At 44.2% G+C, this 22636-nt stretch carries 17 protein-coding genes; 10 read left to right on the top strand and 7 right to left on the bottom strand.

All coding sequences use genetic code 11. The features are described 5' to 3' along the window. The gene (locus tag H0W44_04775; protein MBA3581751.1) at positions 1–1050 is read left to right on the top strand and encodes a squalene/phytoene synthase family protein; all 1050 of its coding nucleotides are present in this window, start codon (positions 1–3) and stop codon (positions 1048–1050) included. A 3-nt stretch (positions 1051–1053) separates the two neighbouring features. Here the strand turns inward: H0W44_04775 and queF are convergent, their stop codons facing one another. Next, positions 1054–1443, bottom strand: coding sequence for an NADPH-dependent 7-cyano-7-deazaguanine reductase QueF (gene queF / locus H0W44_04770; protein ID MBA3581750.1), 390 nt, complete (start codon positions 1441–1443; stop codon positions 1054–1056). A gap of 105 nt (positions 1444–1548) precedes the next feature. On the opposite strand from queF, the gene smc reads away from it, so the two are divergent. The 5 genes from smc to H0W44_04745 all read left to right on the top strand — a co-directional run bounded on the left by smc (position 1549) and on the right by H0W44_04745 (position 9510). Beyond that, positions 1549–5052 carry a chromosome segregation protein SMC gene (smc, locus tag H0W44_04765; protein ID MBA3581749.1) on the top strand — a complete coding sequence of 1168 codons (3504 nt, stop codon included), beginning with the start codon at positions 1549–1551 and terminating at the stop codon, positions 5050–5052. A 9-nt stretch (positions 5053–5061) separates the two neighbouring features. Further along, complete coding sequence (locus H0W44_04760; protein MBA3581748.1) at positions 5062–6270, top strand: hypothetical protein; 1209 nt, start codon at positions 5062–5064, stop codon at positions 6268–6270. Then, complete coding sequence (gene ligA / locus H0W44_04755) at positions 6267–8291, top strand: NAD-dependent DNA ligase LigA (protein ID MBA3581747.1); 2025 nt, start codon at positions 6267–6269, stop codon at positions 8289–8291. The genes H0W44_04760 and ligA overlap by 4 nt, the downstream gene beginning before the upstream one ends. Before the next feature lie 108 nt (positions 8292–8399). Then, positions 8400–8885 carry a YajQ family cyclic di-GMP-binding protein gene (locus H0W44_04750; GenBank protein MBA3581746.1) on the top strand — a complete coding sequence of 162 codons (486 nt, stop codon included), beginning with the start codon at positions 8400–8402 and terminating at the stop codon, positions 8883–8885. A 58-nt stretch (positions 8886–8943) separates the two neighbouring features. Then, positions 8944–9510 (top strand): Fic family protein, encoded by a 567-nt coding sequence (locus H0W44_04745; GenBank protein MBA3581745.1) that lies wholly within the window; start codon positions 8944–8946, stop codon positions 9508–9510. Positions 9511–9524: 14 nt separating this feature from the next. Here H0W44_04745 and H0W44_04740 read toward each other — a convergent pair whose 3' ends face one another. Next, on the bottom strand, positions 9525–10265 hold the full coding sequence (locus H0W44_04740) for a methyltransferase domain-containing protein (GenBank protein ID MBA3581744.1): 741 nt from the start codon (positions 10263–10265) through the stop codon (positions 9525–9527). A 69-nt stretch (positions 10266–10334) separates the two neighbouring features. On the opposite strand from H0W44_04740, the gene H0W44_04735 reads away from it, so the two are divergent. Both H0W44_04735 and H0W44_04730 read left to right on the top strand, forming a co-directional pair. After that, entirely contained in the window at positions 10335–10700 is a 366-nt protein-coding gene (locus tag H0W44_04735) for a VOC family protein (protein ID MBA3581743.1), read from the top strand. 449 nt (positions 10701–11149) lie between these two features. Continuing rightward, positions 11150–13471 carry an RNA-binding transcriptional accessory protein gene (locus H0W44_04730; GenBank protein MBA3581742.1) on the top strand — a complete coding sequence of 774 codons (2322 nt, stop codon included), beginning with the start codon at positions 11150–11152 and terminating at the stop codon, positions 13469–13471. Positions 13472–13495: 24 nt separating this feature from the next. Here H0W44_04730 and H0W44_04725 read toward each other — a convergent pair whose 3' ends face one another. The 4 genes from H0W44_04725 to mltF all read right to left on the bottom strand — a co-directional run bounded on the left by H0W44_04725 (position 13496) and on the right by mltF (position 17572). Continuing rightward, positions 13496–13840: an ArsC family reductase gene (locus H0W44_04725; protein MBA3581741.1), complete on the bottom strand. Its 345-nt coding sequence runs from the start codon at positions 13838–13840 to the stop codon at positions 13496–13498. Positions 13841–13865: 25 nt separating this feature from the next. Further along, on the bottom strand, positions 13866–14693 hold the full coding sequence (dapD, locus tag H0W44_04720; protein ID MBA3581740.1) for a 2,3,4,5-tetrahydropyridine-2,6-dicarboxylate N-succinyltransferase: 828 nt from the start codon (positions 14691–14693) through the stop codon (positions 13866–13868). 18 nt (positions 14694–14711) lie between these two features. Next, positions 14712–15914, bottom strand: coding sequence for a succinyldiaminopimelate transaminase (locus tag H0W44_04715; GenBank protein MBA3581739.1), 1203 nt, complete (start codon positions 15912–15914; stop codon positions 14712–14714). Between the two features lie 164 nt (positions 15915–16078). Further along, positions 16079–17572, bottom strand: coding sequence for a membrane-bound lytic murein transglycosylase MltF (gene mltF, locus H0W44_04710; protein ID MBA3581738.1), 1494 nt, complete (start codon positions 17570–17572; stop codon positions 16079–16081). Between the two features lie 252 nt (positions 17573–17824). Here mltF and H0W44_04705 point away from each other — a divergent pair, with 252 nt between their 5' ends. Both H0W44_04705 and H0W44_04700 read left to right on the top strand, forming a co-directional pair. Continuing rightward, positions 17825–19330, top strand: a complete 1506-nt coding sequence (locus H0W44_04705) for a hypothetical protein (GenBank protein MBA3581737.1) — start codon at positions 17825–17827, stop codon at positions 19328–19330. Next, complete coding sequence (locus tag H0W44_04700; GenBank protein ID MBA3581736.1) at positions 19327–19830, top strand: low molecular weight phosphotyrosine protein phosphatase; 504 nt, start codon at positions 19327–19329, stop codon at positions 19828–19830. The genes H0W44_04705 and H0W44_04700 overlap by 4 nt, the downstream gene beginning before the upstream one ends. Here the strand turns inward: H0W44_04700 and H0W44_04695 are convergent. Then, positions 19827–22463, bottom strand: a complete 2637-nt coding sequence (locus tag H0W44_04695; protein ID MBA3581735.1) for an Rne/Rng family ribonuclease — start codon at positions 22461–22463, stop codon at positions 19827–19829. The genes H0W44_04700 and H0W44_04695 overlap by 4 nt on opposite strands. Positions 22464–22636: the final 173 nt, after the last annotated feature.

Below are 22636 nucleotides of genomic sequence, written 5' to 3'. Positions count from 1 at the left end.
ATGACTGTTCAAACAGTGGCACCACTAGCAGAAACACCGTTAGCATTACAAAATCGCTTATTAGCGGGTGTGTCGCGCACCTTCGCTTTAACTATTCCGCAATTACCCGCTGCCTTACGTGATGTTGTCGGCAATGCTTATTTATTGTGCCGCATCGCCGACACTATCGAAGATGATCCACAATTAAGCGCCAGCGCCAAAGAACAATACGCGTATCAATTTGTGCAAGTCCTTGCAGGCACACAAGATGCGCAAACATTTGCGAATGCAGTAGCGCCGCAAATTTCTGCGGACATGTTGCCGTTAGAACGAGAGTTAATCTTACACACGCCCGTCATCGTCGGCATTACGCAAACGTTTAGTTCGGTACAACAAGCATCACTGCAACGTTGTATTCGTATTATGGTCGATGGCATGGTGCGTTTTCAGTTGCAACCACGGCAACATGGTTTACGCGATGAAGCCGAGATGGCGGAATACTGTTATCACGTCGCCGGTGTTGTCGGTGAAATGCTCACTGAATTGTATTGCGACTATTCACCCGAGATGAACGAACAACGCGCCGCATTAATGCGCTTAGCAGTTGGCTTTGGTCAAGGTTTGCAAATGACCAATATCATGAAAGACATTCACACCGATCACGCGCGCGGCGCTTGTTGGTTACCCCAAGCATTATTTACTAAGCACGGTTTTTCCTTAGAAGACTTGCAGCCCGGTTGCCAAGACCCCGGTTTCTTAAAAGGCATGCACGAATTATTAGGCATCAGTTACGGCCAGCTTTGTAAGGCCATGGCCTATACCTTATTAATACCCGCGCACGAACGCGGTTTAAGAAGATTCTGTTTTTGGGCCTTGGCGATGGCGGTATCAACCTTGCGCAAAATCCAAGCGAAACCGAATTATCGCGATGGCCGCGAAGTGAAAATTACGCGCTTACAAGTCAAATTCATCATTGCCAGCACCGAGTTGGCCGTGGGCGGCGAACGACGTCTGAAATGGTTATTTCGGACACTGGCGCGAGGTTTGCCCGCGCCGAATGACGTTAATTAGCCATTAAGGCAAGATAACCGGCGCAGCCGCTACCCAGTTTTTGGCACGATGTTCCGCAATCACACTGGTCCAAATCCCGCCGCGTACGTTGAAATTACCGGTTAGGCGCATGAAACGGGGTTCACAAGCCCTGACCAGATCATCCAAGATTTCATTGGTGATGGCTTCGTGAAAAGCACCTTGGTCACGGAAGGCCCACATATAAAGCTTCAGGGCTTTTAACTCTACGCAGCGCTGCGCGGGAATGTATTCCAATAACAAGGTTGCGAAGTCTGGCTGTCCCGTTTTCGGACAGATACAGGTAAACTCCGGAATCTCGATTCGGATGGTATAATCTCGACCCTGTTGGGGGTTCTCGAAGGTTTCCAGGTCTTTGCTCGGCTTTGTCGACATGACCACTCCTGTTGATTTGATGGTCGTTAAGACGTTATCGAATTAACGGGCGGTATTTTATAGCAACTCATCGCACTTGTGACTTTACTTAGGATTTAAGAATACATGCGGCTGTCAAAAATCAAGCTAGCCGGGTTCAAATCATTTGTTGAACCTACCACTATCCAATTTCCATCCAACTTGACGAGCATTATCGGCCCTAATGGCTGCGGCAAATCAAACGTGATTGATGCTGTGCGTTGGGTCATGGGCGAATCATCCGCAAAACAATTGCGCGGCGATTCAATGGACGACGTTATTTTTAACGGTTCAACTTCGCGCCCACCGGTGAGCCGCGCATCGGTTGATTTAGTGTTCGATAATTCCGATCACACACTCGGCGGACAATACGCGCAATATTCTGAAATTGCGATTCGTCGCGAAGTCACGCGTGATGGCCAATCTAACTATTATTTAAACGGCACCAAATGTCGCCGCCGTGACATTGCCGATATTTTTCTGGGTACGGGTTTAGGTCCGCGCAGTTACGCGATCATCGAACAAGGCATGATCTCGCGCATCATCGACGCGAAGCCAGAAGAGCTGCGCGTTTATTTAGAAGAAGCTGCAGGCATTACTAAATATAAAGAACGTCGTAAAGAAACGGAAACACGGATTCGTCATACGCGTGAAAACCTAGAACGTTTAAATGATTTGCGCGAAGAAATCGCCAAGCAGTTAACGCATTTAGACCGTCAAGCGCGTGCGGCTGAAAAATTCAAAGAATTAAAAACCGAAGAACGCCGTATGAAGGCGGAACTGTTAGCTCTGCGCTGGAAAGTCTTAGACGAAAAAGTTCAACAAGACGATCAAGCGATTGGCGAACAACAAATTAAAGTAGAAGCGGTGATTGCGGAACAACGCCACGTTGAAGCCAATATTGAAAAACAACGCGAAGAACAAACAGTTGCTAATGACACGTTAAGCAAAGTACAAAGTGAATATTATCGTTTAGGCGCAGAAATTTCGCGTATTGAACAAAGCATTCAGCATTACAAAGAAACGCGTCAACGCCAGCAACAAGACTTGCAGCAAATTGAAACCGCATGGCGTGATGCGCAACAACATATTGAAGATGACAAACAACGTCTCGAAGAATTAAGTCGTGACTTGGCGCATAAAACACCCGCGCTTACAGCTTTAAAAGATACGCAACAACATTCTGAAACGAGTTTGCACAATGCTGAAAAAGCGATGCAAGATTGGCAATCTGAATGGGAGCGTTTTAATCAAGACGCCGCACGTATTCAACAAGCCAGCAAAGTAGAAGCCACACGTTTAGAGCAATACAAAGCGCAATTGCAACGTTTAGAACAACGCAAGCAGCGTATGTTAGAAGAAGCACAAACGCTGAATGTTGAACCGTTGATTGAGCAACAAGAAATTTTGCTGCAACAAGAATCGCGGATTCATGCCGAGCTAGAAGGTTTGGAGCAGGGCATTGAAACCAACAATAAAAGCATTTTGTTGACGCGTGAAAAAATTGATCAGATTAATAAAAATTTAAATGAAAAACGTTCGGAATCACAAAGTGTACGCGGCAAACTCGCATCATTAGAAGCGTTACAACAAGCCGCTTTAGGCAAACAAAACACCAGCTTGAATCAATGGCTAGAACGTCGTGGTTTATTAAAACAGCCGCGTGTTGCTGAACAATTAGATGTAGAAAAAGGCTGGGAGCGTGCTGTTGAAACAGTCTTAGGCAGCCATCTTGAAGCAGTCTGCGTTGACGGTTTTGATGACATCTCCGGCACCTTGGCGGAATTAGAAAAAGGCGCATTAATTTTATTAGATCGCAAAGGCGCAGCCCGTCCCGCTAAAAGCGGCACCTTGGGCGCGAAAGTACGTGCACCGTTTGATTTGTCAGAACCCTTAAACCGCGTGTACGCAGTAGAAACCTTGCAAGATGCGTTGCAAATGCGCGCACAACTCGCCGAACACGAATCCGTCATTACGCGCGAAGGTTTGTGGTTAGGTCGGAATTGGTTGCGTGTTAAAAACGAAGACGACAAACAAGGCAGCGTCTTAACTCGCGAGCAATTAATTAAATCGAATAAACAAAAACTTGATGCTTTTGATGAAGAAATTCAAAACCAAGAAAAAGCCTGGGACGATGCAAAAAATCAATTGCGCAGCAACGAAGAAGAACGCGACACGCTGCAAAAATATTTAAAATCAATTAATTTTCAGCAAACGGATGTCAAGACCAAGCTTAACAGCGCCAAGCTGCAATTAGAGCAGCAGCAAAATCGCCGCGGTGTGTTAGAAAAAGACATGGCTGAAATTGCGCAGCAAGTGCAACAAGATCAAGAGCAGCAAGCGAGTGCGCAAGCGCGTTTGCAAGAGGCCGAGCAACAACAGGCTGGTGTTGAGCAGCGTCAACGTGACTTACAACAAAAACGCGAACAGCTCACACAGTCTTTAAGTGAAGTGCGCAAAGCCGCCCAAGCTGATCGTGATTTGTTACGCGAATTAATGGTAAGCATTGAATCCATGCGTTCAACGCATGATTCAACCGACAAAAACTTGAGCCGTATGCAGCAGCAGGTTTCACATCTGCAAGCGCGTCGTGATGAATTAACCGCGGCGTTATCGCGCGGCGATGAACCGATTCATGTCATGGAAGCGGAGCTCAAAGAATTTCTTGATCAACGTGTCGATATTGAACGAGCGTTAAGTGATGCGCGTGCAGCGGTCGAAACATTAGAAAATGAAGTGCGTCGTTTGGAATCAAGTCGCGCAGGTTTAGAGCAACGCGTGCAAGAACTGCGCAGTGAATTAGAAATGGGGCGTTTAGGTGCGCAGGAAAATCGCGTGCGTTGCCAAACGTATAAAGAACAACTCAGTGAAACGGGTTTTGAAACAAAATTGCTGTTCGATGAAATGCCCGAAAATGCGACCATTGATGAATGGGCAGATCAGCTCGGCAAAATGGAGCAGCGCATTCAACGCATGGGCGCGATTAACTTAGCCGCGATTGATGAGCACAAAGAACAATCGGAACGTAAAAATTATCTAGATGCGCAAAACGCAGACTTAGTCGACGCATTAGAAACCTTAGAAGGCGCGATTGCAAAAATTGATAAAGAAACACGCGCGCGTTTCAAAGAAGTGTTTGAAAAAGTAAACACCCAAATTGGCCGCATGTTCCCGCGTTTAGTTGGTGGCGGTAAAGCCTATCTTGAAATGACGGGCGATGATTTGCTGAGCACTGGCGTGTCGATCATGGCGCAACCACCGGGCAAACGCATTTCAAATATTCATTTGTTATCCGGCGGTGAAAAAGCAATGACCGCGGTAGCGATGGTGTTTGCAATTTTCCAATTAAATCCCGCACCGTTTTGTATGCTCGACGAAGTTGACGCGCCATTAGACGAAGCGAACGTGGGCCGCTTCTCAGACATGGTGCGCGAGATGTCGGACAAGGTTCAGTTTATTGTTATCACTCACAACAAGACCACCATGGAAATGGCGGAGCAGTTGATGGGCGTGACGATGCGTGAAGCAGGGGTGTCGCGCATTGTAGCGGTTGACGTTGAAGAAGCCGTGAAAATGACGGCTACTTCTTGATGTAGTGATATGGATAATCTGCGTTGGATATTATTAGGCTTAGGCATTGCAGTCATCGCGATTGTTTATGCTATTAGCTATCACCGCAGTGAAAAACGTTCACGCTTAGCACCGCGTTTAAGTGATCAGTTAAATGACTTTGATGAAGATTTAATCGGTTGGAAAAAATCAAACTCATCTTATAACAACAAAAATGAGTTTGACGACGCAGATGACCTAGGCGATCCATCTGATTCAGATGAGTTCGATGATATTCCACCGGCGTCGGCAGTATTAAAACCACAACGCACTGTTTATGATACCGATGAATTTGATGATGCCTTGTTAGATTTATCAGAATTGATTCGTGAAATCGCCGAAGACACGCGCACTGAAACTGTAAGTGAAGTTACTAATCCTATTGTTATTCCTGCTGCAGCTGAAAATATTCCTGCGGCATCATCACTGCCACCCATTAAAACCGAACCGACGTTTAACCAACGTCCTGTTGCGCCAACCATTAATCCACGACCTAATCCGAATTTAAATACCGGTGTTAATGCCAGTGGTTTAAGCGCAGCTATAAAGTCACCTAATAATCCTGCGGCTATGAATCCTGCACAAGTCGCTAAACCTGCACCACGCCCAGAACCGAACACAGAACCGAATTTATCGAATAATGCGAATGTGGCAAATAAGCCGACTACACCTACTTCTAAGCAAATGCCATTGCCCACAATAGCACCACCGGTAAATGCTAAAACCAATACAGGCAAAGCGCCGGTCACGACTAAAGCGCGTAACACCAGTGAAGTGTATAACTTAATTGTTGATGCTGATTTAGTAGTGATTCATTTTGTCTCACGCGAACGTGATGGCATGGGTGCAGTTTCATTGCATAACGCGATGAATGCAGCAGGTTTTGAATATGGCGCATTGAATATTTTTCACTACCGTGAAAATCCGCGCATGGCCATGAACGCAGTTAATATGTTTAAGCCCGGTTATTTTCCAACTGCCGATGACATCCACTTTAGAACCCGCGGCTTTAGTCTGGCGCTGCAACTGAGTCGATGTGATCGTCCACTCAAAGCCTTTGAAGAAATGCTGCATACCGCCAAACGTTTATCCGATGCATTAAATACACGCTTGTGTGATGCACAACACAGCTCACTGACGCGTCAAACCGTGGCGTATCTCTACGAAGAAATTAAACGCTACGACTCACGCCGCGCATGAGCAAGCTCACTCCGGCAATTCAACATCTGGCTGAATTATTACGCACAGAGTTACACGAATATAACTATCAATATTACGTACTCGATAAACCCACAGTGCCAGATGCTGAGTACGATCGCGTATTTCAAGAGCTCCAAAAACTCGAAACCGAATATCCTGATTTGCTCACGCCCGATTCTCCCACTCAACGCGTAGGTGCAGCACCGATCAGTGCGTTCGGTGAAGTCGTGCATGCAGTACCCATGTTGTCATTAGGCAATGCATTTGCTGAAGAAGATTTATTCGCCTTCGACAAACGCGTGCGCGAACGTTTGAAATTAAGCGAAAGTGATTTAATCGAATATTCTGTTGAACCCAAACTCGACGGCCTTGCAGTTAATCTGCGTTATGAAAATGGCAAACTCGTGCGCGCCGCCACACGCGGTGATGGCGCGACCGGTGAAGACATCACCCAAAACATTCGCACCTTAGCAACCGTGCCGATGGTTTTACGTGGCCATGAATTTCCAAAAATATTAGAAGTGCGCGGCGAAGTATTTATCAGCAAAGCCGGCTTTGAAAAACTAAATGCGCGTGGCCGCGATAAAGACGAAAAAACATTTGCGAATCCCCGCAATGCAGCAGCAGGAAGTTTGCGCCAACTAGATCCACGCATTACCGCGACACGCCCATTAGAAATGTATTGTTATGGTTTCGGTGAAGTCGACGGCGCAATGCCCGAACGTCATAGCGATATGTTGCTGGCGTTACGCCAATGGGGTTTTCGCATTAATCCAGAAACATCGATTGCGAACAACGCCGAAGGTTGTTGGGCGTATTACCAATACATCGGTCAGCAGCGCGACAAGCTCGCTTACGACATTGATGGCGTGGTGTATAAAGTCGATAAATTCGAATGGCAACAACAATTAGGTTTTGTCTCACGCGCACCGCGTTGGGCGATTGCACATAAATATCCCGCGCAAGAACAACTTACCATATTAAATGACGTGGAGTTTCAAGTCGGCCGCACCGGCGCACTAACGCCGGTAGCGCGTTTAGAACCCGTGAATGTTGCGGGTGTCGTCGTATCAAACGCGACACTACACAACATGGATGAAGTAGAGCGCAAAGACATACGCATCGGCGACACCGTTATCGTGCGCCGCGCAGGTGACGTAATTCCAGAAGTGGCTAGCGTGGTGTTAGAACGCAGACCAACGACCGCAAAAAAAATCAAACTACCAAAAGTGTGTCCCGTCTGTGGTTCAGAAGTGTTGCGAGTAGAAGACGAAGCCGTTGCTCGTTGTACCGGCGGTTTGTTCTGCGCCGCGCAACGCAAAGAAGCGATTAAACATTTTGCATCACGCAAAGCCTTAGACGTTGAAGGCCTCGGCGATAAATTAGTCGAGCAATTGATTGATGCAAAATTAATTGAACACTTACCAGATGTGTTTCGTTTAAATTTACAACAACTCGCCAATCTTGAACGCATGGGCGAAAAATCCGCCGCGAATTTATTAGCGGCATTAGACAAAAGCAAACAGACCACTTTGCCACGCTTCATTTACGCGCTAGGTATCCGCGAAGTGGGTGAAGCCACTGCAAAAAACCTCGCGCAACACTACGGCGATATCGAAACACTGATGAACGCTAGCGTTGAACAATTACAAACCGTCAACGACGTAGGCCCTATCGTCGCGCAACACCTCGCACATTTTTTTCAGCAAGCACATAACCGCGATGTCATAAAACAATTACAAAACGTGGGCATACACTGGCCAGCGCTTCAACGCACCGGCACAGACGCACCGTTAGCAGGTAAAACCTACGTCATCACCGGCACGCTGAGCAGTATGAGCCGCGATGAAGCTAAAGCCAAACTCGAAGCACTCGGCGCAAAAGTTGCCGGCAGCGTTTCCAAAAACACAACGGCATTAATCGCCGGCGAAGCCGCTGGCTCGAAATTAGAAAAGGCTGAAAGTTTAGGTGTGCCGATAGTCGATGAAGCAGGGTTGTTAAGTTTATTAGTAGATAATTAATAAGTCATATTAGAAGCGTTTTTATTTATAATTATTAAACGCTGAAACTGAAAACATTTGATTGAAATTTTATTTTTTTAAAACGTAATTAAAAGCTAGAGGATTTTTATGCCTTCGTTTGATGTCGTATCTGAGATTGATAAAGACGAGTTAAAAAATGCGGTTGATAATGCTATTCGTGATGTGACGTCGCGTTTTGATTTTCGTGGGGTAGAGGCGACGATTGAGCAGAAAGACTTAGTCGTGACGTTAAAAACTGAATCGGAGTTTCAGGTCAGGCAATTAGAAGAAATTTTTCGTAATGCTTGTATCAAACGTGGCATTAGTGCTGCGAATGCAGATATCAGCGACAAGCCTATTCACAGTGGTAAAACTTATTCTTTGGTGATGACGTTTAAGCAGGGTATCGAGCAGCCAAAAGCTAAAGAGATGATTAAGTTTATTAAAGATGGAAAATTCAAAGTCCAAGTGGCGATTCAAGGCGATAAGTTGCGCGTGACGGGCAAAAAACGCGACGATCTACAGGAAGTGATGGCGGGTTTGCGTAAGGAAGATTTTGGTTTGGCTTTACAATTTGAAAATTTCCGCGATTAAGTCCTGCTTTAATGACGTGATTGATTTCGGCTATTTATAATCTTATTAATAATTTCTTATGACTAAGGATAAAGCTATGACTACCCCTGATTCTGATGTAAGCGCCTTAAAAGTAGTAACGGATTACGCGCGTACCTGGACAATTTTGCAAGGTTATGATGAGCAATCTTTGAAAGCCGTTATAGATAAACAGGAGGCAATGCATTCGCTGGAGTTTGAATCAGTATTGACGGCGATTGGCGAATTAAAAAAAGAACTCATGCGGAAAGGTGAAGCGTCCGATTTGTTCGGACAGTTACGCGATGAAGGTTTAAGTACGGCGATTGCTTCTATTGAACAAACATTTGGTGGCGAACCGTTGTATGCCAATGTGGCGAGTCGTGCAGCGAATTTATTGTATTTTGTTATCAAAAACCATCCTTTGTCGGATGGCAATAAACGTTCGGGAGCTTTTTTGTTTGTGTGGTACTTGCGATTGAATCAAGCTTTGCTAGCGCGTCCTGTAGAAACGTTGATTAACGATAACACCTTGGTTGCATTGGCGTTGTTAGTGGCAGGTAGTGATCCTGCACAAAAAGATCTTATTGTGCGTTTAATTGAGCAGTTTATTGTTTTAAAGAAATAAATGTTAAGAAGGCGCTAAGGGTTTTGTATTTTGCGCAATGTGTACCGTAGCAGACCAGTTTTTTGTTTTTTTGTTAAATCAGGATTTAATTTAATTTCATTTTTAAATAATGATATTGAGCTTATTTGTCGTGTAAATGCTAAGACATGATTTTGCAGGGTATGTAAGCGGAACTGAAAAATAGCGGCGAAGCCGCTGCTATTGGCTTTAGTAAAAGCCGCTTCTTTACTATCTGCATTGTTAATAACTAACATGCCTTTTTTGTTGAGCAGTCGTTTTAGTTGTTTTAACCAGGTTTTGTTGTTGTGCATTAGTCGAGTTGGCTGGCCTTCGTGTTCGGTGAAAATGTCTTCGATGATCAAATCAAACTTTTCGCCTTTATAATGTTTGACCCATTCAATCGCATCAGCATGATGCAGTGTTAGGTTCTTGTAGCGCAGATTAAAAAAACGTTTGGCGGCGTTTAAATGGATTGCATCAATCTCAACGCCGACAATTTCTTTAGGTGTGCGGTAATGATTGAGCAAGTGAATGACCGCGCCGCCGCCGACACCAAGTAATAAAACGCGTTGTAATTGATGAGTAGGATAGAGCAGTGCAGGAAGAAATAATAAATCCCAAATACTGCTGGTGATGATATTGTCTGGATGGTAAGCCGTGTGTAATACGCCGTTGCGGTACAAGCGTCTAGATTTTCCAGCGGCACGCACTTCGTAGTGATTGTGTTGTTGCGTTTTTGTCCAGACAATTGCCACTGCTGTTACCTGTTTTTATTAATACACTAAATAAATATTACGTCATATTACATAGCCGGAGATTACATGATTATTGATCACATTGGTTTATTTGTTAAAGACTATGCGGCTAGCAAAGCATTTTATCAAGCTGCTTTTGCACCATTGAATATTGTGTTGTCTAAAGAATATGAAAACTACGGTGGTTTCGGTTACGGACAAAAACCAGAGTTCTGGATTGGTAGTGGCGGCACAGTGCATTTGCCGATGCATGTTGCGTTTATTGCGGAGTCACGCGCAGCAGTAGATGCATTTTATGTAGCGGCGATTAAAGCGGGCGGTACGGATAATGGTAAGCCTGGCATACGTGAGCATTATCATGCTGATTATTATGGTGCTTTTGTGATTGACCCCGATGGTCATAACATCGAGGCCGTGTGTCATAAGCCAGAATAGCTTATTTTGTTGGCGGTATTACCAGCTAGGTGTGTTGCCGTTTACGTCTACTAATGTAGAAGGTTTTTCGCAAAAGATAATATCTTCTGGCCAGATATTAAATGAACCGTCGCTATCAATAAATTGATCTAATGTATAAGTTTGGACAGTAAAAAGTTGGCCAAGAAATTCTTCTGTCGGATAACATTCATCTGGTTTTGATTATAAGTATTTTTTGAATGCGCTACTCAATACACCGCTTGTCATTGATCTTTTTTGCAAAGCTTTTCTTATGTCAACCATGCGCTATTTTTATGGCAATATGTTGACAAGCGGGCTTAAAAATGGGCAAAAATTTTGTTAAAAATAGATGTATTTTGATGCCACGCATTATTCAATTAGCGCGAATTTTAGCTCTTGCGTATAATGCCTGCTCTTAATTGTCGTTTTATTACGCTTTGGAATTTCGCATGAATCTCGCTCGCATTGTCACTCGTCTCGCTGTTGAAGTTAACGCCAAAATTGTTCAAATTAATGCTGCTGTTGCACTGCTTGATGAAGGCGCGACGGTACCCTTTATTGCGCGCTATCGCAAAGAAGCGACGGGTGGCTTAGATGACACTCAATTGCGTTTATTAGAGGAACGCTTGCGCTATCACCGCGAATTAGAAGAGCGCCGTGCAACTGTGTTGAAAGCGATTGAAGAAGACGGCAAGTTGACGGATGAGTTACGCGCATTGATTGATGCTGCTGAAAGTAAAGTTCGTTTAGAAGATTTGTATCGTCCGTATATGAAAAAACGGCGTACTAAAGCACAGATCGCTAAAGAAGCTGGTTTAGAGCCATTGGCCTTAGCTTTGGTAAATGATCCTACATTAAATCCAGAGTTAGAAGCCGCAAGTTATGTTGCAGAAGACAAAGGTATTGCTGACATTGCCGCTGCTTTAGAAGGCGCGCGTCAAATATTGATGGAACAATTTGCTGAAGACCCAGAACTGAATCGCAAGTTACGTGAATACAGTTGGGAAAATGGTCAATTACAATCCAAAGTGCGAGATGGAAAAACCGAAGAAGGCGCAAAATTCTCAGATTATTTTGATGCGATTGAAGCGGTGAAAAAAACGCCATCACATCGTGCCTTAGCGATGTTGCGTGGCCAAACCGAAGAAATTTTATCACTGACCTTATTTATTGATCCCTTGGATGAAAATGGTAAGCCATTAAATCCGCGTTCGATCGGTGAAGTGATGATTGCGCAGCATTTTAATATTGTGGATAAAGGCCGCGCGGGTGATGCGTGGTTAATCGATACGGTACGTTGGACGTGGAAAGTAAAAGTGGAATGGCACATTGATTCTGAAATTAAAAAACAAATGCGCGAATTAGCGGAAGAAGAAGCCATTAAAGTTTTTGCGCGCAATTTGCGTGATCTATTATTAACCGCGCCTGCTGGCCCGCGTGTAACCATGGGCTTAGATCCCGGCATTCGTACCGGTGTCAAAATTGCAGTGGTTGATAACACGGGCAAAGTAGTTGATACCAGCACGGTTTATCCTTTGCAACCGCGTAATGATTGGCAAGGTTCGTTGTTAACGATTGCCGCTTTGTGCCAAAAACATAATGTTGATTTGATTGCGATTGGTAATGGCACGGGTTCGCGCGAGACGGATAAATTAGCCGGTGAAATTGTTGCGCTTAGTAAGGGCAAGATTCAAAAAATCATGGTGTCAGAAGCGGGTGCTTCAGTGTATTCCGCATCTGAATTAGCGTCACGTGAATTTCCAAATTTGGATGTATCGCTGCGCGGCGCGGTTTCGATTGCGCGTCGTTTGCAAGATCCTTTGGCGGAATTAGTGAAAATTGATCCTAAATCAATTGGTGTTGGTCAATATCAACATGATGTATCGCAAGTGCAATTAGCGCGTATGTTGAATGCCGTCGTAGAAGATTGCGTGAACGCGGTGGGCGTCGATGTGAATACGGCATCAGCACCTTTATTATCGCGGGTCTCAGGCTTGAGCAGCAGTTTGGCGGAGAACATTGTTAGTTTTCGTGATCAACATGGCTCTTTTAAAAATCGCCAACAATTACTTAAAGTTACGCGGTTGGGCGATAAAGCGTTTGAACAATGCGCGGGATTTTTAAAAGTGATGAATGGCGACAATCCTTTAGATGCATCTTCGGTGCATCCTGAAGCGTATCCAGTGATTGAACGCATCATTAGTAAAAATAGTCGTGACATGCGCCAGATCATTGGTGATGTGAGTTTCTTGCGTGGCTTAGCCGCAAATGATTATGTTGATGATAAATTTGGTGCGCCGACCGTGCGCGATATTTTGGCGGAATTAGAAAAACCGGGTCGTGATCCGCGTCCTGAGTTTAAAACCGCAGAATTTAAAGAAGGCATTGAAAGTTTAGCGGATTTAAAACCCGGTATGCGTTTGCAAGGTGTGGTGACCAATGTGGCCAACTTTGGTGCGTTTGTCGATATCGGTGTGCATCAAGATGGTTTAGTGCATGTCTCACAATTAGCGAATAAATTTGTTAAAGATCCGCATGAAGTCGTCAAGACGGGTGATGTTGTACAAGTGTATGTTGTTGAGATTGATCCGAAACGGAATCGTATTTCTTTAACCATGCGTTCTGATGAAGATGCGTTGAAGACAGGTGAGCATAGCGACAAAAATGCGGGAAAATCAGTTAATGCAAAAACGGCTAATCAGGTTAAAAATAATCAGCCCGATATTAAAAACAATCCTTTTGCAAATGCCTTAGCCGGTTGGAAAAAATAGCAGACAATTATTTTATGGCGACTTTTATTTATTAATCGCTTTAAAGTCAGCTTCGTTGAAACCGACAAAGGTAGTTTTGTCGGTTTCAACTACCGGACGTTTGATTAATGCCGGTTGTATCAGCATTAGTTTTTTTACTTTGTCTTCGTTGAGCGCTAACTTTTCTTTATCCGGTAACTGACGATAAGTAGTGCCGCGTTTGTTCAGCAATATTTGCCAACCAATAATTTTCAGCCATTTTTCTAGCTGCGCTTCACTTAAGCCGTCTTTTTTGAAATCATGAAACTGATATTCCACTCCATTGGTTTCTAACCAAGCGCGGGCTTTTTTAACTGTATCGCAATTCGGAATGCCGTAAATTTTTAACATGTGTTCCACTTAAATAATTAATAACTTAATCTGGGCGTAACAAGTCGTTCAAGCTAACTTTGCTGCGGGTTTTTTCATCGACTTTTTTTACAATAATCGCGGCGTATAAACTGTATTTGCCGTCTTCAGAAGGAAGGTTGCCCGGCACAACAACTGAGCCTGCGGGTACACGACCATAATGAATTTCACCGGTTTCACGATCATAAATACGCGTGCTTTGTCCTAGAAAAACGCCCATGGAAATTACCGCGCCTTTTTCGACAATAACACCTTCTACTACTTCAGAGCGTGCGCCGACAAACACATTATCTTCAATGATGGTGGGTGATGCTTGCAACGGTTCAAGCACGCCGCCGATACCTGCGCCGCCAGAGATGTGTACGTTCTTACCAATTTGCGCGCATGAACCTACGGTTGCCCACGTATCAACCATCGTGCCGCTATCAACGTATGCACCGATGTTTACGTAAGAAGGCATTAAGATAACACCGGAAGCGATGTAACTGCCGCGACGTGCAACCGCCGGCGGGACGACACGAACGCCAGAGTCTTGTAATTGTTGGTCGGTGTATTGACCAAATTTAGAATCTACTTTGTCGTAAAAACGCGTGAAGCCACCGGCTTCCATAGGTGCGTTGTCACGAATACGAAAAGATAACAGCACCGCTTTTTTTAACCACTGATTAACCTGCCAACCGCCTTCGGCTTTTGGTTCAGCGACGCGGACTTTGCCTTGATCTAATAAAGTGATGGCTTCTTCAATTGCATTTTTAATGGTGGCGTCGACGGTCTTTGGATTAATCGCGTTGCGATTTTCAAATGCGTCTTCAATAATTTTTTGTAAATCAGCCATGTGCAAGATTGCCTTTATTTAAAGTTGATGAAGAAATTCGCGCATACGCTGAGCCGCGTCTATGCATTCGGGTAATTCGGCCACTAGCGCCATACGAATCCGTTGATTACCTGGATTGCGACCATTGATATTGCGTGATAAAAAACTTCCCGGTAAAACGCTGACGTTTTGTTGCGCAAATAAATCATGGGTAAATATCGTATCGTCAATCGGTGTTTTTAACCAAATATAAAAACTTGCATCAGGCCAGTGCACGTCAGTAACGGGGGAGAGTATATCAATTACCGCTTGAAATTTTTCACGATAATAAGCGCGATTTTGTTGTACGTGCGCTTCATCTTGCCATGCGGCGATGCTTACACGTTGAATAGTGCGCGACATTGCACCACCCAAATACGTGCGATAGAGAAAAAACTTTTCAATGAGAGCTGCGTCACCTGCAACAAAACCAGAACGCAAACCCGGGACATTGGAACGTTTAGATAAAGAATGAAATGCTAAACAATTTTTAAAATCGCTGCGGCCTAATGACTGGGCAGCTTCTAAAATGCCGATGGGTTTAGTGTCCGCAGAAAAATAAATGTCGGCATAACATTCGTCGGATGCGATGACAAAGTTGTATTTATCAGACAGCGCGATTAAATCTTTGAAGTGCGTTAAGGGTAAGGTGCGACCCGTAGGATTTGAAGGTGAGCAAATAAAAATGAGCGCACAACGCTGCCAGACATCGGCGGGTATAGCGTTCCAGTCCGGCAGAAAATCATTGTCTTCATCGGTGGAATAAAATACGGGTTCTGCGCCCGCTAATAACGCGGCGCCTTCATAGATTTGATAAAACGGATTAGGCATTAAAATAGTGGGTTTGGTCGTGCGGGTGTTATCGACCACGGTTTGCACAATGGAGAACAAGGCTTCGCGTGTACCGTTGACTGGCAATATATGACGCTCTGCTTGTAATGTGCCTGTCGTCAAACCAAAGCGTTGATTCAACCACTGCACTATAGTTTCGCGTAAATCCAGTTCGCCGCGGGTTTTGGGGTAATACTGCAAATCATTTTGCGCGGCATGCAGCGCATCAAAAATGAGCTGAGGCGGTTTGTGTTGGGGTTCGCCGATGGAGAGATTAATCGCAGATTTTCCTGCAATGGGCGTAATACCTGCTTTGAGCGCGGCCAATTTTTCAAATGGATAGGATTGCAATTGTGCAAGGCCGAGATTCATCGCGTTTCCATGGGTTATTTCAGCGGGCTAATATAATGGCAGGGCGCATTATACCTAATACTGGCCGCAGAGGGGACGCGGATATGGGTCAGCCAGCGTGTGGAAATCGGGAAAAAGGGCCGTGTGATAATTAAAAACGTGAGCTTTTAAGCGTCAAATGTGCTTTAAAAAGCCAAAGGCAAATCTGCTGTTTTGCCAATAGGCGATTGATTGCCATCCCAGCGTTTAGATTTATTGCGTTCGTCTAACCACAGCAAGACTTCGTAATAACCGCGAATATTTTGCACATAAATAACCGGCTCGCGTCCGCGCGCATAACCATGTTTAGTTCGTTGATGCCATTTCTGTTGACTGAGAAGTGGCAAAGATTCTTTAACATCTATCCATTGATCAGGATTTTTTTTGAGCGTTTCGGTGAGAATGCGCGCATCTTCTAAATGACCATAACCCACGTTATATGCGGCAAGCGCTAACCACGTACGATCCGGTTCATTGATACGTGTTGGCATTTTATCTTTTAATGTTTTTAAATACTGCGCGCCGCCTAAAATGCTGGCTTCTGCGTCTAAACGATTAGCAATTCCTAAATGCCCGGCTGTCGCATGCGTTAACATCATAATGCCACGCACGCCGGTAGGGGAAATGGCTTCCGTACGCCAATGTGATTCTTGATAAGAAAGCGCCGCTAATAAACGCCAATCGAGTTCATGACGCGCAGCTCCGATTTTAAAATAAGATTGATATGTGGGTAAGCGTTCATTGATATGGTGTAGGAAAGTTGTGGTTTCGACAATATCAAAGTCACCGTTATGACCATAATGCCGTTCCATTAATTGCGTGAGCGTGCCATCAGTGGTGATTCTTGCAAAAAACTTTTGCGCCGCTTTTAATAAAGCAGGATCGACATTTTCACGAAATGCCCATGCTAATTGTTGAGGCGCGGATATATTGAAACCGACATTTAAATTCTGATAGAGACGTCTTTGAATATTAAACTCATTGGAGTCGGCGATGGTGTAATCGATTGCTCCTGTTGAAACGCGCACTAATAATTCATCAAGATCAATATCCTTGATCGCCGTCCATTTTAAAGCCGGATATTCTTTTTTTAATTCTATAAGACGTTCTTCAAAACTACTGCCGGCGATGACTTCGATTTTGCTATTGAGAATATCGTTAATCTCACGCGGTTTATTATCACCGTCAGTATTGTAAATAAGCTGTTGCGTAATTTCTTGATAAGCTGGCCCAAATTCAACTTTTTGCGCACGCGTTGCCGTGATCGTCATGCCGGCTGCGATTAAATTGCCACCGCCACCTCTGAGCGTGGGAATAAGATCCGAAAAACTATTAGGGACTACAACTTTCAAATCTACGTGCAAATCATTAGCAAATAATTTGGCTAAGTCATACTCAAAGCCAGTTTCGCCGTCAGTATTTTCGTAATAAGTGGTGGGAGTGTTGCGCGTTAAAATCACCAATGTACCGCGATCTTTGATTCGATTTAACTCAGAGCGATTAACTTTATAAACAAAATAACAAAATAAAATAAAAATAACGCAGCCAACTGCAATCCAAATGTTTTTGCTGATTTTATGCCGTCGCTTAGCCGGTGTAACAGGCCGAACTTTGTGTTTTCTAATTTTACGACGGGACATGTTGCGTTACGGCGTCTCTGCAATTAATGGGCATGTTGAATAAATTTTCTAGCCAATCATGTTTCATGCTGGTTTTGGAGAATAACGTTTTCTTCGAGTATAGACCATGTTTGTATTACAAGAAGGCTCAAATTTTCTGATTGACTCGCAGTATTATGTTTAGTAGTACCCAGCCCAAGGCTTGTAACGTCTTGTGACGGCTTGTGCTAAAGTTAAAATATCAAAATCGCAGATTGTTAATGGAGCGGCCTCGTGAGATTACATTTTTTGCCAGTATTGTTATTTATGCTAGCAACGCCTTTGTTAGCAGCAGAGCCGCGCGCGGAGTATGGTCGATCGGATTTGCCTATTTGGAGCCCGCTAACGGATTTTGAAGTGGCTACTTTAAAAAATCGCGCTGCTATTGAGGCGGGTGATCCCGATGCATTATTGGCTTTATATTTAATTGCTTCTGGTGATGTGCGGGATACTAAAAGTTTCGCAAAATACAAAAAACAAATAATAGACTTTGTAAAACTGCAGCGTCCTATTCTGGCCGCCATAAAAGATCCCGTTGAGAAAGGTTTGTTGTTGCATCGTGCTATGCACGAAACATTTTTTGGGATTCGCGGGCCACACGATGATATTTCGCATTATGAGGCTAATCAAAGTAAGTTTAGCGAAGTATTACTTAAACAGCGTTATAACTGTGCCAGTTCCACAATCCTGTATGTGGTGCTAGCACGATATTTTGATTTACCGGCTGCGGTAGTTAGTATGCCGTCACATGTGTTTGTGGAGTTAAGTTTCCCTAATAATAAAAAAGTGGAAGTTGAGACAACTTCAGTGAATGGCTATAACTGGGTACATGATAAAAAATTTTATGAACAGCAAGGATCTGGTTGGTTTGGTCGTTTAAATTTAAATCCAGCAACTTATGATGATTATTTGCAGCGACAAAAAATTTCACCGTACCAATTAGCGGCATTAAATATGAATTCGCAACACACTGCGAGCTCGCGCATGAGTGCAGTGGACCGGGGGCGTTTGTCGGAAATAGCCGCGTGGCTGATGCTAGCAGATTTTAAAATTCAGAATAATCGGCTAGCTTTTTATAATAATGAATTTAATGCTTTGCAAGCCACTAATGATTATGCCGTGTTAGCGAGAATGCATGCTGCGATTTGGCCTAATATTCCACTCGTAGAAAAGCAGTGGGCGAGCTCGCTAGATATTATGAATAAACTATCATGGTTAAAGTATCAGCGCATTGCTGTGTATGCAAATACGGGTCAGCATGATATTGCCTTGACTGAATTGATAAAACTTATAAAAAATATGCCATCTAAAATAGAAGGTTATGCGACCATTAAAGAAAATTTATACAATGTGTTTGCAAGCATGATGCAAAGCTGGATGCAGCAAGAGAGGTTTCAAGAAGCTGAAAATGCTTATCAGCAGCTGATGCCGGATTGCTTAAAAAATACAATGTGCAGCGCGCATTTGTCTTTGTTATATATGAATTGGTCGCAACAAGAAGGCCAGCAAAAAGCTTGGGCAGCTGCCATCGCTAAAATTGATAAGGCGATTGTGTATGATAAAAAACAAAAATTCAGTAGCACTTTGCTGGCAAATAAAGAAGCCAGTTATATTAATTGGGCGGGTGATTATTTGCGGACTAAAGATACTGCGAATGCTAAACGCATCTTACGGGATTGTATTGCGCAATCCCCAAATTTTAAAAAATGTGAGCAATACTTAAGCGAGTTATCGAAATGAGTGCCGATAAAATTAAGGTCTTATTTGTTTGTATGGGTAATATCTGTCGTTCACCAACGGCTGAAGGCGTGTTTCGTGCCGCTGTAGAACGCGCGAATTTGACGGCACATTTCCATATCGATTCTGCCGGCACTCATAGTTATCACCTTGGTCATGCGCCCGATAAACGTTCGCAAGCGGCTATTTTGCGTCGAGGTATTGATATTGGTGCGTTACGTTCACGCTTGATCACGCCAGATGATTTGCAGCATTTTGATTATGTGATTCTGATGGATGATGACAATATGAAAAATGTGAATGATCTAAGTCGTCGCGTAAAAACTCAACGAGCGACCAATAACGTCACGGTGGCCTTATTGTTGGATTATGCGGAGTTAGCAGTGCGTGAAGTGCCAGATCCGTATTATGGAAACGAGCAGGGCTTTGAAGAGGTTTTAGATTTGATTGAAGCAGCCGCGAATGGGCTGCTTCAATCCATTGTTAACAAACACAAATTTTAATCGTTGCTGCTATCAGTTGTATCGTTAGTTAATGTGTAAATCCCAGGTTTAATTTCCCGTAATTTACTTGAAGCAGCCGGTGCTACATTTGTCGCTGCGTTGGTCGCTGGTGCTGATGGTGCAGGCGACACAGTTGTGCTGTTGTTGCTAAAGTCTTGCGTGGAAACAACTGGCTTCGCTTCAGCTGCTTTAACTTCAACAGTTTTAACCTCAACGGCTTTAACTTCTGCTGGTTTAGTTTCTGTCGGTTTGGCCTCTGGGGCATACGACGTTTCGCGCACTGATTCCACAATAGGTGCTGAGACAATATTAGGTGCAATCGTTGCCACAGTACTTATTGAGACGGGATTAGGACTGCGTTCGCTGTCTGTTTTATTGTCAAACGAGATCACTGGCGATGATTCATTGAATTGAATCGATTTTGCAACGGGTGCGGGCCGCTCATAATTAGGTTCGCTAATATTGATGGTAATCGGTGTCATATCTTCGTTGACTGGATTGTTAGCGAAGTTTTCTGGATTGACACTGGTTTCCGCATTGCCGCTTACTGCATTGTTATTGCCACGATTACGACCACGACCGCCACGACGATTTTGTTTGCCGTTGCGACGTTTCTCATTACGTGGCTCGCCGTTGGCAGCAGCATCTACCTGAGTAGCAGCGGCTTCTGTAATAGGCGCTGGTGCGGAGGTGTTTTGTGCTTGTGCTTGCGCTTGTGCGGGTGCAGGATTGCGGTGTTGATGTTGTTGTTGTGGACGTTGCTGACGCGGTTCGTTATTGCGCGAGTCATTATTTTGCGCAGTATTATTTCGCGGCTCGTTCGTCGTACGTGACTCATTCTGTTGAGCGTTATTACTACGTTGTGGACGATTGTTATTATTGCGACGAGTATTATTGTTCGCATGACGATGATTGTTATGCGGTCTATTGTTGTCACGGTTTTGTTGAGTTGGGCGTTTTTTCTTTTTGCCGCCGAATAAAAACTTAAATAAACGGGTTAATAGACTCATCAAGCTTTTGGGAGCCGGTGCTTGTGGAATTAATTCTTTCACCGCCGGTTCTTCAGCTTTAGGTTTCGCGTGTTGTGAAACTAAAGGCGTTGTTTCTTTTTTGACGGTGGCATGTTCAAAACTGCTCTTACTTTCTGAAGCGGTGCTTTCCGATAGACGAATACGCTCGACCAAATAGTTAGGCGTTTCCATTGCGGGATTAGGCACGATCAGTACGTCAACTTTATTGCGTGATTCAATATCGACCACGATTTGGCGTTTTTCATTTACTAAGAAAGTGGCGACTTCAACTGGGCATTGTGCAACTACACGCGCCGTGTTGTCTTTCATCGCTTCTTCTTCGATCAAGCGTAACATCGCAAGTGCTAGTGATTCGGCACCTCGAATAGAGCCGTGACCATGACAACGCGGACAGGTCATTTGGCTAGATTCGCCTAATGAAGGACGCAAACGTTGACGCGACATTTCTAATAAACCAAAACGTGAAATGCGACCAATCTGTACGCGTGCACGATCAATCTTCAGCGCATTTTTTAAACGGTTTTCAACTTCACGTTGATTGCGATTAGAGGTCATATCGATAAAGTCGATAACCACTAAACCACCTAAGTCGCGTAAACGTAATTGACGCGCAACTTCGTCAGCAGCTTCAAGATTTGTGTTGAGCGCGGTTTCTTCAATATCTGCACCTTTGGTAGCGCGTGCGGAGTTGATGTCGATAGAGATCAAGGCTTCAGTGTGATCGATAACAATCGCGCCGCCAGAAGGCAAAGTAACTTCGCGTTCAAAAGCTGATTCAATTTGCGATTCAATTTGGAAACGATTAAACAAAGGTACTGGATCAATATAACGCTTGAGTTTGCGCAAATCACGCGGCATAACTTGTTTTAAAAAGTTTTGCGCTTGATGAAAAATCGCTTCTTCATCAATTAAAATTTCACCAATGTCGGAACGATAATGATCACGCAGTGCGCGAATAATGACATTGCTTTCTTGATAAATTAAAAAAGGCGCTGCACGTTCGGTGGCTGCAGTGGTGACGGCGGTCCACACATTGACGAGATAATCTAAATCCCATTGCAGTTCTTCAGCAGAACGACCGACGCCGGCTGTGCGTACGATGACGCCCATGCCTTCAGGAATGGTAATTTCAGTTAAGGCTTCGCGAATTTCAGAACGATCATCGCCTTCAATGCGGCGTGATACGCCACCTGCGCGGGGATCGGTAGGCATTAAAACTAAATAGCGACCTGCTAAACCCACTTTAGCGGTTAAAGCGGCGCCTTTATTGCCACGTTCTTCTTTGTCGACCTGGACAATAATTTCTTGGCCTTCTTTGATCGAGTCTTTAACGGACACACGCGTATTTTCGTCGCTGCCGTTTTGATCTAAATAATTAGCGCTGATTTCTTTGAAAGATAAAAAGCCATGGCGTTCAGAGCCATAATCGACAAACACCGCTTCGAGACTAGGCTCTATGCGAGTAATACGACCTTTGTAGATATTCGCTTTTTTCTGTTCGCGAGCAGGAACCTCAATATCAAGGTCGTAGAGTTTCTGGCCATCGACCAGAGCAACGCGCAGTTCTTCGGACTGGGTTGCGTTGATAAGCATACGTTTCATAAGTAATAAACCTGTTAATAGTTATAGCGTGCTCCAAAAGCAGGCTTAACACATCTGATGCAAGAAGACAGCGCAAACGAAGCCACCGACAGATTGTCGGTGGGCTTTGGCAAATAATCCGTAACGCGATAATTAGAAGCTGCGTCATGAAATAGGTCATTTCGTTACTCGGC

The sequence above is a fragment of the Gammaproteobacteria bacterium genome (assembly GCA_013817245.1).
GTDB lineage: Bacteria > Pseudomonadota > Gammaproteobacteria > HTCC5015 > HTCC5015 > JACDDA01.
Note: the sequence above shows the minus strand (reverse complement) of the source record. Positions and strands in the feature narration are given on the sequence as shown.

Coding starts and splice junctions, on each gene's coding strand:
- dapD (MBA3581740.1), bottom strand. CDS start 14,693: ATGGCTGATTTACAAAAAATTATTGAAGACGCATTTGAAAATCGCAAC.
- H0W44_04775 (MBA3581751.1), top strand. CDS start 1: ATGACTGTTCAAACAGTGGCACCACTAGCAGAAACACCGTTAGCATTA.
- H0W44_04695 (MBA3581735.1), bottom strand. CDS start 22,463: ATGAAACGTATGCTTATCAACGCAACCCAGTCCGAAGAACTGCGCGTT.
- mltF (MBA3581738.1), bottom strand. CDS start 17,572: ATGTCCCGTCGTAAAATTAGAAAACACAAAGTTCGGCCTGTTACACCG.
- queF (MBA3581750.1), bottom strand. CDS start 1,443: ATGTCGACAAAGCCGAGCAAAGACCTGGAAACCTTCGAGAACCCCCAA.
- H0W44_04745 (MBA3581745.1), top strand. CDS start 8,944: ATGACTAAGGATAAAGCTATGACTACCCCTGATTCTGATGTAAGCGCC.
- smc (MBA3581749.1), top strand. CDS start 1,549: ATGCGGCTGTCAAAAATCAAGCTAGCCGGGTTCAAATCATTTGTTGAA.
- H0W44_04725 (MBA3581741.1), bottom strand. CDS start 13,840: ATGTTAAAAATTTACGGCATTCCGAATTGCGATACAGTTAAAAAAGCC.
- H0W44_04750 (MBA3581746.1), top strand. CDS start 8,400: ATGCCTTCGTTTGATGTCGTATCTGAGATTGATAAAGACGAGTTAAAA.
- H0W44_04715 (MBA3581739.1), bottom strand. CDS start 15,914: ATGAATCTCGGCCTTGCACAATTGCAATCCTATCCATTTGAAAAATTG.
- H0W44_04760 (MBA3581748.1), top strand. CDS start 5,062: ATGGATAATCTGCGTTGGATATTATTAGGCTTAGGCATTGCAGTCATC.
- H0W44_04730 (MBA3581742.1), top strand. CDS start 11,150: ATGAATCTCGCTCGCATTGTCACTCGTCTCGCTGTTGAAGTTAACGCC.
- H0W44_04700 (MBA3581736.1), top strand. CDS start 19,327: ATGAGTGCCGATAAAATTAAGGTCTTATTTGTTTGTATGGGTAATATC.
- ligA (MBA3581747.1), top strand. CDS start 6,267: ATGAGCAAGCTCACTCCGGCAATTCAACATCTGGCTGAATTATTACGC.